Origin of the sequence: Gordonia rhizosphera NBRC 16068 (assembly GCF_000298195.1) — a bacterium.
Classification (GTDB): domain Bacteria; phylum Actinomycetota; class Actinomycetes; order Mycobacteriales; family Mycobacteriaceae; genus Gordonia; species Gordonia rhizosphera.
On sequence record NZ_BAHC01000065.1, the window covers coordinates 17,863 to 34,650 of the forward strand.

14 protein-coding genes and 1 pseudogene are annotated in these 16,788 nt (G+C 65.6%); 7 read left to right on the forward strand and 8 right to left on the reverse strand.

Annotated features, from left to right (window positions below):
* Positions 1 to 106: 106 nt before the first annotated feature.
* The 5 genes from GORHZ_RS07395 to GORHZ_RS07415 all read right to left on the reverse strand — a co-directional run bounded on the left by GORHZ_RS07395 (position 107) and on the right by GORHZ_RS07415 (position 6,208).
* Positions 107 to 1,684, reverse strand: a complete 1,578-nt coding sequence (locus GORHZ_RS07395; RefSeq protein WP_051998797.1) for a class I adenylate-forming enzyme family protein — start codon at positions 1,682 to 1,684, stop codon at positions 107 to 109.
* Positions 1,685 to 1,845: 161 nt separating this feature from the next.
* Complete coding sequence (locus GORHZ_RS29445) at positions 1,846 to 2,217, reverse strand: nuclear transport factor 2 family protein (protein WP_006331623.1); 372 nt, start codon at positions 2,215 to 2,217, stop codon at positions 1,846 to 1,848.
* A gap of 136 nt (positions 2,218 to 2,353) precedes the next feature.
* Positions 2,354 to 3,448, reverse strand: a complete 1,095-nt coding sequence (locus GORHZ_RS07405) for an NAD(P)-dependent alcohol dehydrogenase (protein WP_006331624.1) — start codon at positions 3,446 to 3,448, stop codon at positions 2,354 to 2,356.
* Between the two features lie 31 nt (positions 3,449 to 3,479).
* Positions 3,480 to 4,742 (reverse strand): cytochrome P450, encoded by a 1,263-nt coding sequence (locus tag GORHZ_RS07410; RefSeq protein WP_006331625.1) that lies wholly within the window; start codon positions 4,740 to 4,742, stop codon positions 3,480 to 3,482.
* Between the two features lie 44 nt (positions 4,743 to 4,786).
* Positions 4,787 to 6,208: an aldehyde dehydrogenase family protein gene (locus GORHZ_RS07415; RefSeq protein WP_006331626.1), complete on the reverse strand. Its 1,422-nt coding sequence runs from the start codon at positions 6,206 to 6,208 to the stop codon at positions 4,787 to 4,789.
* Between the two features lie 378 nt (positions 6,209 to 6,586).
* Here GORHZ_RS07415 and GORHZ_RS29450 point away from each other — a divergent pair, with 378 nt between their 5' ends.
* Together GORHZ_RS29450 and GORHZ_RS07425 are read left to right on the forward strand one after the other, a co-directional pair.
* Positions 6,587 to 7,792, forward strand: coding sequence for a TetR/AcrR family transcriptional regulator (locus GORHZ_RS29450; RefSeq protein ID WP_169330662.1), 1,206 nt, complete (start codon positions 6,587 to 6,589; stop codon positions 7,790 to 7,792).
* Positions 7,789 to 8,607, forward strand: coding sequence for a thioesterase family protein (locus GORHZ_RS07425; RefSeq protein ID WP_006331628.1), 819 nt, complete (start codon positions 7,789 to 7,791; stop codon positions 8,605 to 8,607). Before GORHZ_RS29450 ends, GORHZ_RS07425 begins: the two co-directional genes overlap by 4 nt.
* A gap of 28 nt (positions 8,608 to 8,635) precedes the next feature.
* Here GORHZ_RS07425 and GORHZ_RS07430 read toward each other — a convergent pair whose 3' ends face one another.
* Together GORHZ_RS07430 and GORHZ_RS07435 are read right to left on the reverse strand one after the other, a co-directional pair.
* The gene (locus GORHZ_RS07430; protein ID WP_006331629.1) at positions 8,636 to 9,604 is read right to left on the reverse strand and encodes an acyl-CoA dehydrogenase family protein; all 969 of its coding nucleotides are present in this window, start codon (positions 9,602 to 9,604) and stop codon (positions 8,636 to 8,638) included.
* 1 nt (position 9,605) lies between these two features.
* Entirely contained in the window at positions 9,606 to 10,757 is a 1,152-nt protein-coding gene (locus GORHZ_RS07435; RefSeq protein WP_169330663.1) for an acyl-CoA dehydrogenase family protein, read from the reverse strand.
* A 152-nt stretch (positions 10,758 to 10,909) separates the two neighbouring features.
* Here GORHZ_RS07435 and GORHZ_RS32195 point away from each other — a divergent pair.
* The 5 genes and pseudogenes from GORHZ_RS32195 to GORHZ_RS07455 form a co-directional block, all read left to right on the forward strand.
* Positions 10,910 to 11,038, forward strand: a pseudogene (locus tag GORHZ_RS32195) (zinc ribbon domain-containing protein); the annotation flags it as partial.
* Between the two features lie 18 nt (positions 11,039 to 11,056).
* On the forward strand, positions 11,057 to 11,380 hold the full coding sequence (locus GORHZ_RS07440) for a Zn-ribbon domain-containing OB-fold protein (RefSeq protein ID WP_245551368.1): 324 nt from the start codon (positions 11,057 to 11,059) through the stop codon (positions 11,378 to 11,380).
* Positions 11,373 to 12,518: a thiolase family protein gene (locus GORHZ_RS07445; RefSeq protein ID WP_006331632.1), complete on the forward strand. Its 1,146-nt coding sequence runs from the start codon at positions 11,373 to 11,375 to the stop codon at positions 12,516 to 12,518. Before GORHZ_RS07440 ends, GORHZ_RS07445 begins: the two co-directional genes overlap by 8 nt.
* Before the next feature lie 76 nt (positions 12,519 to 12,594).
* Complete coding sequence (locus tag GORHZ_RS29910) at positions 12,595 to 14,754, forward strand: acyl-CoA dehydrogenase family protein (RefSeq protein ID WP_006331633.1); 2,160 nt, start codon at positions 12,595 to 12,597, stop codon at positions 14,752 to 14,754.
* 94 nt (positions 14,755 to 14,848) lie between these two features.
* Positions 14,849 to 15,889 carry an LLM class F420-dependent oxidoreductase gene (locus GORHZ_RS07455; protein WP_006331634.1) on the forward strand — a complete coding sequence of 347 codons (1,041 nt, stop codon included), beginning with the start codon at positions 14,849 to 14,851 and terminating at the stop codon, positions 15,887 to 15,889.
* Positions 15,890 to 15,921: 32 nt separating this feature from the next.
* Here the strand turns inward: GORHZ_RS07455 and GORHZ_RS07460 are convergent, their stop codons facing one another.
* On the reverse strand, positions 15,922 to 16,719 hold the full coding sequence (locus tag GORHZ_RS07460) for an enoyl-CoA hydratase-related protein (protein WP_006331635.1): 798 nt from the start codon (positions 16,717 to 16,719) through the stop codon (positions 15,922 to 15,924).
* Positions 16,720 to 16,788 lie beyond the last annotated feature (69 nt).

The following is a 16,788-nucleotide window of genomic DNA, read 5'->3' on the forward strand; positions in this document are numbered from 1 at the left end:
AGGTGCAAGCGCAGCGAGCCCCGAAAGGCGCCCGTCACCCGGCCCCCTTCGTGGCTCCTCGCTACGCTCGTCGCACCTCAGGGACCGGCCAGACCTGCGGAGCGACTCACGTCGACGCGAGTCGCCGGGCCGTCACCCGCGGTCGGTGCGCGCCCAGTCGGACGAGATCGGGTCGCCGGATCTTACCGCTCTCGGTGCGCGGAAGCGGGTCGGTCCAGATCACGATCTCCTCGGGCAGCTTCCAGGTCGCGAGCCCGGCTGTGGTGAGTGCGGACACCACCGTGGCGTAGTCCGGCGCCGTAACACCGTCGCGCACATGAACGGCCAGCACGAGCCGTTCGCCCGTCTCGGGATCATCGACGCCGTAGGCTGCGCATTCCCCGATATCACTCAGCGACTCGGCGACCGCGTCTATCTCCATCAGTGAGATCTTCATGCCCTTGCGAGCCACGACCTCCTTCAGCCGGCCCTTGATCGCCAACCGACCATCGCGGATACCTCCCTGATCGCCGGTCCGCACCCAATCACCGTCGAAGCTGCCGATGTTGTGGTGGGGGTCCAGGTAACCGTGGAAACGATGCGGACCACGGACGAGGAGCTCGTCGGAGCCGCCGAGCCGCAGAGAGATCTCCACACCGCGTAGCGGGAGTCCTTCATCGGTGTCATCGGCACCGGAATGGGCCGTGTCGAACTGGGTACTTGTGGAGAAGGGGACCTCTGAGGAGCCGTAGACCCGGATGGCTCTGATACCGAACGACTTCCGCGCCGTGTCGATGAGAGAGGCCGGGATTTGTGTACCGCCCAGCGCGAGGGACCGCAGCGGCAGGCTCGTGACGCCGGCCGTGGCGCATTCGCCGAACAGGGATTCCACGATGATCGGGGCACCGCCGATGATCGTGGCATTCGTCCGGCGCAGTCGGTCGAGCGACGCTGCCGGTTGAAACCGATTCTCCAGCACGATCCCCGAGAGATGTGACAACGCGAGAGTGATCTGGATGACACCGGTGATACTCGCGAGAGGTGTGGACAGGAAAGGGCGATCGTCGGACCGGTAGCCCAGTGCCATGCCCATGTTCATGGCACCACAGCGAAGCGTGTTGATGGTGTGGATGACCCCCTTCGGGGTTCCGGTGGTGCCGGAGGTGAAGACGACGGCCGCCGGCGCATCCGGATCGAGAAGGGCTGCACCATTGGGAAACTCACGGGTCGGAGATGACGGTGTCGTGGTCGTTCCGATGCGGTCGAGACTCAGCACGAGACCATGTGTCTCGAGATCCATGCGACGCGCATCCTCGTCGAAGGCGAGGCTCACCCGCGGGTGGGCGACCGTATGGGCGTGGGTGACGTCGCGCTGGCCGCTGCGGCGATCCACGAGAACCGCGGTACACCCACTGGTGATCACGGCGAGATACGCGGCCACGGCCTCGTTCCGGAGCGGTGCCACGATCAGGACGGCGTCTCCCGCGGTGCAGCCGGACGCGGCGAGGTCTTCGGCGATCCGGACCACCGCCGTGGCGAGACGATCATAGGTCCACTCGCCGTTCTCGTCGATCAGTGCGGTTCGGTCGCCGCCCGCGGTCAGTGCGGTCCAGGCCTCGGTCTTCGTGGTCGCCGGCAACCACCAGCCCTCTGCTCGGTAGCGTTCGACGGACGCAGTTGATGGGAACGCGGTGCCTGTTGTCATGGCGGACTGCCGATCTGTCGGTGTGCCTGTGTCGCCCGGGTTTTCACGTAGAGGCGTGGAGGTGCAAAAGTCTACGGAAGTACCTACGGTAATACGGTAATACCTACGGTATAGGCTACCGGGATGCGTGCCGGTGCGGTAGGGGCGAGGCGGGGGGCAGATCATCCCGCCATCTCGATCAATCGATGCGCGAATAGCAGTTCATCGGTGGCGGGGTCCCGCACGAGGACGTCGCGATAGAGCCCCGTCTTGATCGCCCCGTCGACACGGTTCCGGAACAGCCACGTGGACACGCAGGACACTTCACCGGAGCGGAGGCGCTCGATTTCCGGAATTCCGGTCAGATGTGTACCGACCGGCGAGTTCTCCGCGAAGGCTCGGAGCGCTTCGTGACCGATGTGAGGCTCGTGGCCGACGATCTCGAGGCGGCCGTCGGCGGCGAACAGGCGGGCCCAGTCGTAGGCGTTTCGCGTGTCGATCAACCGGCCGTAGCCGGCGAGCACCGTATGTATGGCGACGATGTCGATGTCCATGCCGATCTCCTGTGCGTGTGTCGAACCCTGGCGGCTGGTGTGATGGGTGGGTGTCTGGCCCGCTTGTCGAGGCTGGTGGGCGGTGCTCGGGTGGGGGTGCACGCCCGTGCGGGAACCGCAACGTCGGCCGACCCGATCAGGGCATGATGATGACCGGCTTCACCGCGGTGCCGGCCACCGCGTCGGCTTCGGCCTTCGAGATGTCGGCGAGATCATACTCGGTGATCATCGTGTCGAACGGGAAGAGTCCGTTGCGCCACAGATCGATCAGTCGCGGGATGAAGATCTGCGGCACGGCTGCACCCTCATGGCAGAATGTCACATGCTTGCCGGTCAATTCGGACGGGTGCACCGAAAACGCATCCATCCCGGACCCGACCAGGACACTTCGCCCGGGCCGACGCAGGACACGTAGCGTGTTCGCCATGACCGCCCCGACCCCGGTCGTGTCGAAACTGAAATCCAGTCCACCTGTGTCCGCGACGACCTGTGCGACGAGGTCCTCGGCGGCGCCGTCGACCACGCGCGTGGCACCGAGTTCCAGTGCGAGGGCGCGACGTTCCGCATTGAGGTCGACCGCCACGATGTCCACCGCGCCCGACAGCTTTGCCGCCATGATCGCCGACAGGCCCACCGCCCCGACACCGAAGACGGCGATGGACTGACCTGCGCTCAAGCGCATCTCGTTCAGTACCGCCCCGGCACCTGTCTGAACGCCACAGCCGAGCGGGCCGAGCTTCTGCAGCGGGACGTCCTTGGACACCTTGACCATATTGCGTTCGGTGGCCAGCGCGTACTGGCCGAAGGATGACTGGCCGAACCATCGGTTGGTGACCGGGTTGCCGTCCGCGTCGCGTGCGGTGCGTCGCCCGTCGGGCGTGAGACCCATGAGATTGCGTGCCTCGAAGGCCGCGCAGTCCGTCGGGTGTCCGGACACGCACGAGGGGCATGCGCCACATGAATCGAAGCTCAGCACAACGTGATCGCCGACCTCGACAGAGGTGACCCCGGGGCCGGTCTGCTCGACGATCCCCGCGCCTTCGTGACCCAGGATCGCCGGCAGGAACTGCTCGCCGAGCAGGCCGCTGCGACCGATTAGGTCGGTGTGGCAGAAGCCGGTGGCCACGACCCTGACCAGGGCTTCGCCCGGACCTGGTGCGCCGAGTTCGACCACTTCGATCGAATATGGTGCTGCGGGGTCGCGGATGACCGCGGACAGTGATGTCGTCACAGGAAATCCTTCGTGTCCCATACTCCGTGGCTCAACCGATATGTGCGGGAAGTGATTCGATGCCGTTGATGAAATTGCTGACCAGCTGGACCGGTTCACCGAACTCGATGTCGGGCACCCGGCGCAGCAACTCTCCGACGATCGAGCGCAACTGGGTCTTCGCCAGGCTGTGCCCGAGGCAGTAGTGCACGCCACCGCCGCCGAAGGCCACGTGCCGCACGCGCCGTCGCGACAGGTCGAACCGCCACGGATCCCCGAACCGTTGTTCGTCGCGGTTGCCGGAACAGTAGAACATGACCACCTTGTCGCCGGCCGAGATCTGCGCACCGTTCAGTTCCACGTCGCGCGCCGCGGTCCGCGCGAAGCTCATCACGGGCGATGCATGACGCACGAATTCCTCGACCGCACCCATGATACGGCCGTCGAAATCCTCCATCAGCCAGTCCCGCTGGTCCGGGTTCGCGGCGAAGTTGAGCATCGTCCGGGTGGTGGTCTGTTTGGTCGTATCGTTGCCGGCGACACTCATCAAGAGCATGAACGACCCGATGTCGTCGTCCGAGAGACCCTCGCCGTCGATTCGTGCCTCGACGAGCGCGGTCATGAGGTCATCGGTCGGGTTCTTGCGGCGAAAAGCCGCAAGGTCCTTGGCAATCGAGAAGAGGAGCAGGGCGTCTTCCATCAGCTTCTGATACTTCGCCTCGCCCTCAAGGGCGGCGACCTCACCCCCGCCGACGAGATTCTCGGCTGCCATCCGCACCCGCTCCCGTTCCGACTCGGGCACACCGACGATATCCGACACCGTGTGCATCGGCAGACGACTGGAGCAGCGCTCAACGAAATCGATGTCCCCGGCACCGATGAGATCGTCCACGATCGTCTTGGCGCGGGCAGCGATCCGATCCTCGATGCCCTTCACGTTTCTCGGGGTGAAGGCCGCGCTGACGAGACCACGGTACAGCGTGTGATCGGGCGGATCCATGGTCAGGAAGAAGCTGCCGAAGCTGTTGGTGGAAGGGGGGATCGGCTCGAGCATCACACCGTAGCCGGACTGGTACAGATCGCTGTCGGTGCTCACCGTGGTGATGTCAGTGGCAGTGGTCACGGCCCAAAAGCCCTCTTGGCTGTGCGGGCTGTGATACGAGACGGGCGCATGCCAACTGACCGGCGCTTCGGCGCGTAGCCGAGCGAACGCCTCATCGCGCGCACGGAACGGTCTGGCCCAGAAGGTGTCCGACGAGATGTCCACGTCGGCGGTGAATGGGTGATGGGTGGTGTACAGCTCTTGTGTCTCCACGGGGCTACCTCCTGGGCCTGGCGAGATCGGATGTGATGAGTGGGTCAGGACGGCGAGCTGGCCGGTGGCACGGTGACGGCCTGGAACTGGGTGAACTCGTCGAGGCCCCATGGACCGTTCTCCACCCCGATCCCGCTCGCCTTCGTGCCCCCGAATGGCAGGTCCGGACGGACGCCGCTGCCGTGCGCATTGATCGACACCTGACCACAGTCGAGGAACTCGGCAATCTTCAGCGCGTGGTCGGTGTCTGCCGACCACACCGAGGCGGTCAGTCCGTAAGGAGAGTCGTTGGCACTGGCTATCGCCGACTCGACATCGCGATACGCGACGATCGGCAGGGCGGGGCCGAACTGCTCCTCGTCGACGATGCGGACACCGTCGGTGACATTCGCGAGAATGGTCGGCTCGTAGAAGTAACCCGGTCGATCGATGGGACGCCCACCGGCCGCCGCCCGCGCACCGTGCGCGAGCGCATCGTCGACGAGCTCGGAAACCCTCTGAAACTGGGGAAGATTGCAGATCGGCCCCAACTCCACATCGGGGACGTCGCCGGCGTCCACCAGGACGGTACGTGCATGCTCGGCAAGGGCCTCGACGACGTCGTCGTAGATCCTTTCCGGAGCGTAGACGCGTTTGACCGCCAGACAGATCTGACCGTTGTTGTCGAACGCGCCCCAGAACAGTCGCCGCGCAATTGCCTCGGGGTCGACGTCGTCGAGCAGGATCGCCGGATCATTCCCACCGAGTTCCAAGGTGACACGCTTCAGGTCGGTCGCCGCCGCGGCCGCGATCGCCTTGCCGGTCGGGGTCGATCCGGTGAAGCTCACCTTGCGTGGAATCGGGTGGGAGACCATCGATGCGCCGAGTGGGTCACGGCCGGTGACCACGTTGATCACACCCGGGGGCAGAGCCCGTGCGAGGGCGTGGCCCAGGGCCAGCGTCGACAGCGGCGTGTACGGCGAAGGCTTGAGTACCAGGGTGTTGCCCGCACGTAGAGCCGGAGCGATCTTCCAGGACGCCAAGGCGATGGGGAAGTTCCAGGGAGTGATCGCAGCCACGACCCCAATGGGGCGGCGGACCACTTCGGCCCGGCCGCCGCCGGCGTCGTGGAGCACATGCGTCGGGACGTCGAGTCCAGCGTAGTAGGCGAACCACGACATCGCACCCAGGACCTCGAGTCGGGCGCCGGACAGGGGCTTGCCCTGCTCCCGGGTCAGCAGGCCGGCAATACGTTCGGTGTCCTCCTTGATGGCCGCCACCGCGGCATGAAGGGCTTCCCGTCGCGCATCGTCGTCGAGACGCCACGACCACAGTGCCTGCTGGGCTGCCTGCATCGCGTTGTCGAGTTCGGTCCTGGTGCAGTCGGGTGCCTCGGCGAACTCTCGACCGGTGGCCGGATCCAGAACGGCGAACGATGCCGTGCCGGGGACGTCCTTCCCCGCGATCAGCATGCCGAGATCGTGCATGGGTCACTCCTTGAGATCGCGGTGACTGGGTCGATGCGATCGGTTCGGGCCATCGGGGTGATGGATGGTTGGACGCTACGTGACGCCCCTCACACACCCTAACAAGACTCAGATTCTTATTTCAATAAAGTCCGCCGCTGCGTCAAAACACGCTGTTGTAGTTGTATTCAAGTGAATACTGGCCGCGTATGGCTTCGCTCGTGACTGCAGATTGAAGCGTCTATTCGAACTCGGACTATCAATCCTTGTGGCCGTCCGGATACGATGACCCGGGATTCGCCCGACCGGGGAGCCTCAAGGACCGGTCGGCGCACAGAGAGGCGTGCAATGGCAGACAAGGCGGTATCCCGTGTCGGCTCTGCCCGCGCTCAGGAGTCGGTGAGCACCGTCTCGCGACGTGGTCGGCGTCGGGACATCATCGATGCGGCCTTCGACTGCCTGGCCGGGACCGACCCCGACCTGATCAGGATCGATGACGTCGCCCGAGTTGCCGGCGTCGCGAAGGCGACGCTCTACCGTCACTTTCCCTCGAAGGAGATCCTCTATTCGATCGTGCTCCGACAATGGGTGGACGATCACCAGCTACGGACGATATCGGCGGTCGGTCTCGAGCGGGCGCGGATACGTGCGCGGTCCATGATCGAGGCCTTCGAGGAGCAACCGCAGTTCTTCAAGCTCTCCGTGACGCTCTTCTCCAGCACCGACCCGGCCGTGAAAGCCCAGCTCTCGGGCGTCGCAGCGACCACGCAACAGTATTTCGTGGACGATCTGTCGACGCTCACGGAAGTTGCGCCATCCGACGCGGCGACCATCGTGCTGGCCGTGGTCCACTCGGTGGCCATGTCGTCGGTCTACCACGGCGTCCCGTTCGCTGCGGCCTATCGCCTCGTCGACCAAGTGATCGGGCTGCTCACCGACAGGCCCCAGTCCCGCAGCACACCTCGACACGAACGGACGGATGGCGGTGATTCGGTGCGGACACCGGTGGCGGCCGAACTGCCGGCATACAAACGGCGCCGCCGCGATCGGATCGTCGAGGAGGCCACGTCGGAGTTGCGGGAGAGCCGGTATGAACAGATCCGTGTGTCGGACATCGCGAGCAGAGCGGATGTGGCCCTGGGTACCTTCTACCGGTACTTTCCTTCGAAGGAAGCGCTGTATGCCGAGGTACTCAGACAGTGGTTCCTCACGAGCAGATTCACCGAGCCACTCGACGACGTGGCGCCGGGCCCGCGCGTCGCGGCCCGAATCGGTGCCGCAGTCGACGCGTTCGAGGCCGACCCGGAATTCTTCCGTGTCAACGTCCTGCTCCACTCTGTCGGAGGCGAATCGGTCCAGGCCGTCCTCGGTGACGTGTTCGCCCGGGCGCGTGCGATGTCGCTGGCTGACCTGTGTGCTGCTCGAGTGCCGGACCCCGATGATGTCGCGACCATGACATGGTCGTTGCTCAGCTCGCTCACCATGAGTGCGATCGCCTATGGCCGTAGTTTTTCCGAGGTCCGGCGGGTTATGGACACCTTTGCCGCGCTGGTGATCTCGCGCGCCGACGAGCGTCTGATGATCGCGGAGAGGGAGCCTCGATGACCGATGCATACTATGAACTGGTCGAGGCGGGCGCCGACGGTGACGTGTTCACCTCCACCGACCTCACCCGCGGGACCTGGGGAGACATGCAGCACGGCGCGCCACCGTGCGCGTTACTCGTCCGGTCACTCGATCGCTGCGCTCCTCGGGACCGAACCCGACTCAGCCGTGTCGTGATCGAACTCCTCGGTCCGGTCCCGATGGCCGACGTCCAGGTGTCTGCGCAGGTGGATCGCGCGGGAACCAAGATCGAACTCCTCTCTGCCGTCATGACTTCCGACGACGGATCAGGTGGGTCACGTCCCGTGGCGCGCGCCCGGGCATGGCGCATGGAACAGTCGGATTCCTCTGGGATCGAGCGGTCGTTCGCGCCGCCGCTGCGGCCGATCGGTGAGGGATCGACGCGGCCCGAGATGGATTCACTCACCTCCGGTTACGTGAGCAGCCTGAACTGGCGCTGGCTCACCGCACCGGGCGCTCGCAACGAGCGGGCCGGCGAGTCATGGATTCGCCCAACCGTCGATCTCGTTCAGGGAGAGGAGATGTCCGCGATCGAGAGACTGTTCGCGGTGGCCGACAACGCCAATGGGGTCGGGACGAAGCTCGACACGCGCCGATGGACATTCCTGAACACCGACATAACGGTCCATCTGCACCGAGCCCCCGAAGGGGAGTGGACGGGTATCCGCGCGGACGCCGCGTACGGACCGGACGGGATCGGCGCCACCATCGGGACGCTGTTCGACGAGCGGGGTGCGATCGGCGGAATACAGCAGTCGGTCCTGCTGCGTCGCCGGTCACAACCTCGTTCCTGAGCGCGGGGCCGGGCGGTGTCCTCAGGCCTCAGAGGATTGCCGGCAACTCCAACAACTCGGGGAGTGCGTTGTGGATGCGCAGTTCTCGACCGATCGCGGCGACCAGATCTGCCGACGTCCCAGCGATGGCATCCAGCATCAGGAGGCGCCTGTGCAGCCGATTCACTGAGTACTCCCAGGTGAAGCTGATCGCTCCGCTGGCTTGCGTGACCTTTTGCACTACAGCGTGCCCGACCTGTCCCGCCATGGCCTTCACCGCGCGGGCGAGTCCTGCGTCGAGGGTTCCCGACGCCGCGGCCTCGGCAACCTGATCGAACAGACATGTCAGTTGATAGCGGTCGGTCGCTGCCCAGGCGAGGATGTGTTGCACCGCCTGGTAGCTGCCGATCGGGTGACCGAACTGCCGACGGGCACCCGCATACGTGATCGCGTCGTCGAGGAGACGATCGCAGATGCCGAGGATCTCCGCGGCGATGCCGAGTCGAGCACGGCTGATCAGGTCGTCACGGAAACCATTGATCTCGGCCTCGGGGATGAGGACGCTGGTGGCGACGTGATCGAGATCGATTGTGGTGAGGTAGGAGTCGGCCGGGTCGGCCGGAGGTCCGGCCGGTGCCGGGCCGATCGCGAGGACGAGACCTGTCCCCGGCACGTCCACCACGACATCGGTGCCCGCACAGAGGCCGGGGACGACGAGCCGGGAACCGGAGTCGATCATGAAGCCGGCGAGCACGTCTCGATCTCGTGGTATGACACCGGTGGCCAAGGTGGGACCAGTGAGGACGAACCGGCCGAGGGTGTCGGTGATCGCACCGCGGTGGCCTTGGGCTTCGAGCAGCGCGAGGACCGGACGCGGATCCCCGAGATCTCCACCTGGGATGAGCAGTTCGCCGATCCCGAACGCGTCGACCGCCGCCTGTCCGTCGTGGCGTGCGAGGATGGAGCGGGCGGCGTCACGGTAGGTGATGTAGTCCTGTGGTCGGAGTTGCTGGAGCATGTCATAGCCCCAGGACGTGGCGAGCGATCGTCGTCAATTGCATCTGCTGGGAACCTCCGTAGATCGTGACGACGCGCGAGAACAGATACTCCTGCTGGAGTAGCAGATCCGGCTCGGAATCGCCGGGCAGGGCGACCCGAGCGCTGTCCAGATCGCGCAGGGTGTCGTACATGGTCTGCTCGGTGCGGGTCATCAGGAGTTTGTTGAATGCGCTGTCGGCTCCGAGTACCTCGTCGGCCGCCTCCCGGGCGAGGAGGTTGATCGCTGTCGACCGGACACCGAGGATCGCGAGCGCAGCCGCGCCAACCTGGCGGTCGGTGTTCTCAGTCATTTTTTTCGACGCCAATGTCAGGTTTTCGCGATATCCGCAGTTCCTGACCCAGGACAGTGTGCCACGCTCATGGGCGAGCAGGTACATCGCGGCCGTCCAGCCGCCACCCACCTCCCCGATGACCTGCCCCGGTGGCACATGGACACGATCGAAGGTGACCTCACCGAGTTCGTCGGTGCCGTTCGCCTGGCGGATCGGCCGCGCGTCGACCCCGGGGGCGGACAGATCGATGGCCATCATCGTCAGACCCCGGTGTCGTTCCTCCGCGGCACCCGTGCGGACCAGGGCCAGACACCACCGCGCATACTTTGCCCAGCTTGTCCAGATTTTCGCGCCGTTGACCACCCAGTCGGTGCCGTCGAATTCGGCCCGGGTGCGCAATGCGGCGAGGTCCGAACCGGCCTCTGTCTCCGAAAAGCCCTGTGCCCATGTCTGACTACCGTCCAGAAAGGCAGGTAGAACGTTCCGGACGAACTCGGGATCTCCGAAGCGGACCAGCGTCGGCGCGACGATCTCGAGGTGCTCGAAGAGAGCGGGTCCGCCCCATCCTGCGCGGAAGAGTTCGTCGTGGATTGCCGCACGGTGCACGATGGTTCCGCCTGAACCGCCGAACTCCGCCGGCCATCCGACGCGACCCCACCCGGCGTCGAAGAGCACGCGACGCAGCCGACGCGCCACGTCCACTCGTGTGTCGTAGTCCGCGTACGCGGGCAGGAGTGCGGCGAGCTCGTCCTCGTGGGCTGCGACCCAGTTCCGGAACTCCTCGATGAATTTCCCCAGGTTCGTCTCGTGCAGCGGCTCGCAGGGGTCTTTGGTACCCAACCGATCCTCCATATCGAACTGGCACTTTCCTTGATTTTGACGTCAGTGTAGAATTTGAGCGCAGATCGCACAAGACGATCGGAGCCACGCCCCGCGTAACGCGGGGACGTGATTTGTATCGAAGAAACGTGTCTCACGTCGGTGAGAAAGGGATGCCCGTGGGGAGCCAGATACCAATTGCCGAGGGGTTGTTCACCTGGCCGGCCAGCGATCCGGCCCTGATCGGAGCGCAGTGCCGGAACTGCGAGGCCGTCGCGTTCCCATCCCGGGAGACTTGTCCGCGATGTGGCGCGATCTCGATGCATCGGAACGAACTGCCCCGGGAGGGGAACCTCTGGACGTGGACATCGCAGGGGTTCCGGCCCAAGGAACCGTTCTGCGGTGACCTGCTCGGAACCGGTGCGCAACCGTGGTTCGTCGGGCTCGTCGAACTCGGCGGCAGAATCCGGATCGAGAGCATCTTGCACAACGTCGCCGAACAGGAACTGGCGATCGGGATGCCGCTGAAACTCACGGTGATCCCGTTCCGTACGAGCGATTCCGGCGACACCGTGATCACGTTCGCGTTCGAGCCCGCTCCGCACATCACGACATCTGATTCCACGGAGGCCGCACATGTCTGACGTCGCGATCATTGGTGTGGGTATCCATCCCTTCGGCCGGTTCCCCGGTAAGCCGGCGCTGGAGATGGGCGCCTCGGCCGCACGGTTGGCGTTGGCGGACGCCGGGATCTCCTGGCCCGATATCCAATTCGCGGTCGGCGGGAGTTTCGAGGTGGATCAACCCGATGCGGTCGTCGCCCAGCTGGGGGTCACCGGTATCCCGTTCACGAATGTCTACAACGGATGTGCCACGGCGGGAAGTGCGTTGGCGATGGCCGCGCAGACCATCAAACTGGGGGAGCATCAACTCGGCCTGGTCCTCGGACTCGACAAGCACGAATCCGGTGCCTTCACCTCCGACCCGACTGACTATGGGTGTCCCGCGTGGTACGGCGAGACCGGAATGTTCCTGACCACCAAGTTCTTCGGGATGAAGATCACCCGTTACATGCACGACCACGGGATCACCTCGGAGACGCTCGCGCAGGTGGCGGCAAAGAATTACGAGAACGGGGTACTGAACCCGAACGCTTATCGCCGCAAGCCGCTGAGCGTCCAGGACATTCTCGCCTCCCGGATGCTCAACCATCCGTTGACCCACTACATGTTCTGCAGCCCGGACGAGGGTGCCGCGGCCGCGGTGGTCTGTGATGCGTCGATCGCCCACCGCTATACCGACACGCCGATCTACCTCAAGAGTGTGGTGACCCGGACTCGACGATACGGCGCCTACGAGGTGCACACACCGTCCACGTCGACCGACGACGTGCCCGCGCCGACCGTCGACGCGGCGATGGCGGCCTACGAGTCGGCCGGCATCGGACCGGAGGATGTCGGGATCGCACAGCTGCAGGACACCGATGCCGGTGCAGAGATCATCCATATGGCCGAGACCGGACTGTGCGCCGACGGTGAGCAGGGCGATCTCATCGAACGCGGCACGACCACCCGGCGCGGGACCTTGCCGGTCAACACCGACGGCGGGCTGATCGCGAATGGCGAGCCGGTCGGCGCCTCCGGGCTCAGACAGATCCACGAACTGGTGACCCAGATGCGCGGGCGGGCCGGCGAGCGCCAGGTCGACGGCACCCCGTTGGTGGGGCTGGCGCAGTTGTACGGGGCCCCGGGCGTCGCAGCGGTGTCCATCCTGAGTCGGTAGCGCGATTCAAAATCAGAGCAGAGAAGTCCAGAGTCAGGGAACCAGGGCAGCGAGCAGAAGGATCACAGGAACATCGATGAGCAATACTGCAGACGTGCTCGATCGCGAGGAACTCGACATGCTCGAGTCGACCACCCGGCAGGCATTCGCCGCTGACGTGGTACTTGGCGACCTCGGGGAACTGGGCCTGATCGGGTTGCTGACACCGGAGGATGCGGGGGGCGACGGCTGGCGCGTCGTCGAGGCCTGCGTGGTGGCGCGCGAGTGCGGCCGCGCCCTGAGCCCTGTCCCGTGGATCGGTGCCACCCTCGGAGCCGCGGCATTGGCGGCGACCGACGCGGGGTCCGTCCGGCTGTCCGACGTGCTCGCCGGAACCGCGACGATCGCGATCACCCGGGACAACACACTCGCCGTCGGCGACGATGATGTGGTGTCCGGACGTGCGTTCGCGCTCGGGGCCCGCGAGCCGGATTTCCTTGTCGTTCCGCATCGCTCACGTCTCGTCGTGGTCGGTGGAGATCGGTTGGGTGTGGCGGAGTCCGAGGACAACCTCGACACGACACGTGACGTCACGATGGTGACCGCACCGAATGTCCCGGGTCGGCGGGTGCCCGACGGAGCAGGACGCCGGTTGCACTCCGCGCTGACCTTGCTGACCTGCGCGGACAGCGTCGGTGCGTTGGCCGGCAGCGTTGAGTTGGTGACCGACTATCTGATCGGTCGTGACGCATTCGGCCGGCCGCTGGCGAGTTTCCAGGTGATGGCCCATCGTCTCGCCGACCTAGCGGTCCTCATCGAGGCGGCACAGGCACTCGTCGACACCGCGGCCGTATCGCTGGCCGCGGGGAAGCCCGGCGCCGATCAACACGTCGCGGCCGCGCATGCATACCTGGCCCGGCGTTGCGTCACCGCACTCGACGACTGTATCCAGCTCTCCGGAGGCATCGGCTTCACCTGGGAATGGCCGTTGCATCAGGCGATGCGCCGAGTGGTGGTGAACGCCGCACTGCACCCCGTCGACATTGATGCCGGAACCCTTCTGAGTGGTTTGACCCTCGACGTCGACACCGCCGACGAGCTCGACGGCTACCGACGACGGGTTCGCGAGGTGATATCCGCGCACCGCCCCTACGTGGCACGCGAGGGGCACCGCGCACCGGAATCACCGGAACAGGAACGCGCGCTTCGTGATTGGTATCGTAAGTTGTACGACGCCGGATTCCTCGGGGCATCCTGGCCGGCCGAGTGGGGTGGCCGGGCCGACTGGGAGCCGCGGCAGGATCTGATCCTCACCGAGGAACTCATCCGGGGTCGCGCCCCGCGACCGATCGACCAGGTCGGCCTGGCCAGCCACGTGCTGCTGCACTTCGGCACGGAGGAACAGAAACGGCGCCACCTGCCGCCGATCAGGGAGGGTCGCGACATCTGGTGTCAGCTGTTCAGCGAGCCCGGCGCCGGCAGCGATCTGGCCGGCATCACCGCTCGGGCCAGGTGCCGCGACGACGGGAGTTGGGTGCTCGCCGGACAGAAGACCTGGACCACCGACGGGCACTGGGCGCAATACGGTCTGGCGCTCCTGCGCACGTCTGTCGGCGCAAGTCGCCACGACGGCATCACGGCGTTCATCGTCCCGATGGGCTCCGAGGGACTTGTGGTGAAGCCGAAGGCGACCATCGGAGGTGCGTACGAGTTCAACGACGTCTTCCTCGACGGTGTGGTGCTCGGACCGGGGCAGGTCGTCGGTGAGGTGGGCGGGGGGTGGTCGGTGGCGATGTCCGGACTGGACATCGAACGGTTCACGGTCGGCGCCAACGTCGTGCTGCTCGAATTGCTGCTCGCCGACCTCCTCACGCTGGCGGGGCATATCGACGACGATGGAGCCCGGCTCCTCGATCGCCGCGACATCGCTGCGCAGATCACCGATCTCGTTTCCCAGTTCGCGGCCGCCAAGAGCTTCCTGGACACGCATCTGCGGCGCGCACTCGAGAATCGTCTGGGCGAGGCCGAGCCGCCGATCGCCAAGATCCTCTACAGCGAGACCTACAACCGGATCGCCCGATTCGGCGTCGAGCTCGCCACCGCACACCAGCCGCTGCCGCCGGATGCGGTCGAGGCCGCGCGCCGACTGCAGGACGCCTGGCTGTGGTCGCGCGCATTGACGATCTCGGGCGGAAGCTCGGAGGTGATGCGGAACATCATCGCCAAACGTCGCCTGCGGTTGCCGTCCACACAGTGACCCCGTGTCCGGTGCCCATGTTGCGGATCGCGAGACATGTTCGTGCCGTGTCTACGAATATTACTGTCCGCGAATACTTTCTGAGGTGAGATGAATGTCGACTCCACGCCTCGCAGTGATGGTCCCCCCGAGCCCCGACGTGACCGCATCCGCGCAACTGGCACGCGTGTACGAAGATGTGGGTGTCGATGTGATCGGCGTTCCCGAGGCGTATGGCGTCGATGCGGTCAGCTGGTTGGGCTACCTCGCGTCGGTGACCGATCGGGTCGAATTGATGTCACAGGTTCTCCCCATCTACCCGAGGACTCCCGCACTGACGGCGATGACCGCGGTCGGTCTGGACCGGATCGCGCAGGGACGTTTCCTCCTCGGCCTCGGGGTCAGCGGACCGCAGGTCGTCGAGGGATGGCACGGCGTCGCCTACGATGCGCCGCTCGGCCGGACGCGGGATGTCATCGAGATCTGTCGGAAGGTTTGGCGCGGGGAGCGCCTGGAATACGACGGTGTCCGGTACCGGATTCCGATGCGCGGCGGGACCGGCCTCGGCAAACCGCTGAAGCTCGTCGACGTGCCCCTCCGCGCCGGTATCCCGATCTACGTCGCCGCGTTGGGACCGGGGAACACCGAACTCACCGCCGAACTGGCCGATGGGTGGGTGCCCTTTCTCTACATACCGGAGAGGGCCGACGCGGTGTGGGGTGAGCCGCTCGCCAGAGGAACGCTGAAACGATCCGCCGACCTCGCCCCACTAGAGATCGTCGCGGGCGGCCCGATGGCCATCGGTGACGACGTCACGCATCTGCGAGAGCTCGACCGTGACCACCTGGCCCTCTACGTCGGTGGTATGGGAGCGCGGGACAGGAACTTCTACAACACGGTCGTCCGCCGGTACGGCTTCGAGGAGCAGGCGCGTGAGGTGCAGGATCTCTACCTCGCGGGCAGACGGGCGGAGGCCGCGGCGGCGCTGCCGGACGAACTCCTCGAGGGCACATCGCTGATCGGCGACGTCGGGTACCTGCGGGATCGCCTTGCCGCCTACCGCGACCGGGGAGTGACCATCGTTCAGGTCCAACCCGTCGGCGACGACCCGATCGCCGATCTCCGACGATTCCGCACACTCCTCGACGACTGCTGAAGAAGCGCGCGCAGATGTGTTGTGCGCCGTGGTCAGACTCGCCTGGCGAGTGTGCTCGCGACCGCTTCTCGATGTTCGGAAGTCTCCAATAGCCTTACGTGCCACTGCACCTCGGCATCGGCGGTGTGCGCGAGATCGACATGGTCAGCAATCGCGATGTTCTCCTTGATCGCCCGGATCGCCGGGATCGAGCGCCCGGCGAGTTCACGCGCCAGCGCCGTTGTCTCCGCCGCCAGGTCATCATCGGGGAATACCGCGTTGACCAGGCCGAGCTCGAGGGAGCGGGCCGAAGGCAACGGTTGTGCGAAGAACAGCATCTCCTGGGCCCGGGAACGTCCGACGAGGTTGTTCAGCAACCACGTGACCCCGAAGTCGCCGGCGAGTCCGACCGCGGAGAAACCCGGACGAAGCTGAGCGGACTCGCCGGCGTACCGGAGATCACATGCCAGCGCGAGTGCGAGGCCGGCCCCGACGGCGTGTCCGTTGACGGCGGCGATCGTCGGTTTGGGGAACTCCCAGAGGCGCACGGCCGTCGCACGCTGCAGCTCGATCTGGCGTTGGGCCCGTGCGGCACGATCGGACATCGGGCCGAAGATGCTCTCGCCACGGGCGAGCACTTTGACGTCGCCACCCGCGCAGAATCCTGGGCCGGCGCCGGTCAGCACCACGACCGCCACGTCGGGGTCGGCGGCCGCGCGATCCAACGACGTGGCCAACGCGTCGAGCATCTCCGCGGACAGCGCATTGCGCTGCGCAGGTCGGTTCAGGGTGAGCGTCAGAACATGTCGATCCAGGCTTTCGACGAGGACTCCGGTTGCTGGATTCGTCATACGCTCGCTCTCCCAATTTGACGTCGAAGTCGAGATTATCTATCAGGATGGTGGTGGTCAATGCGGACG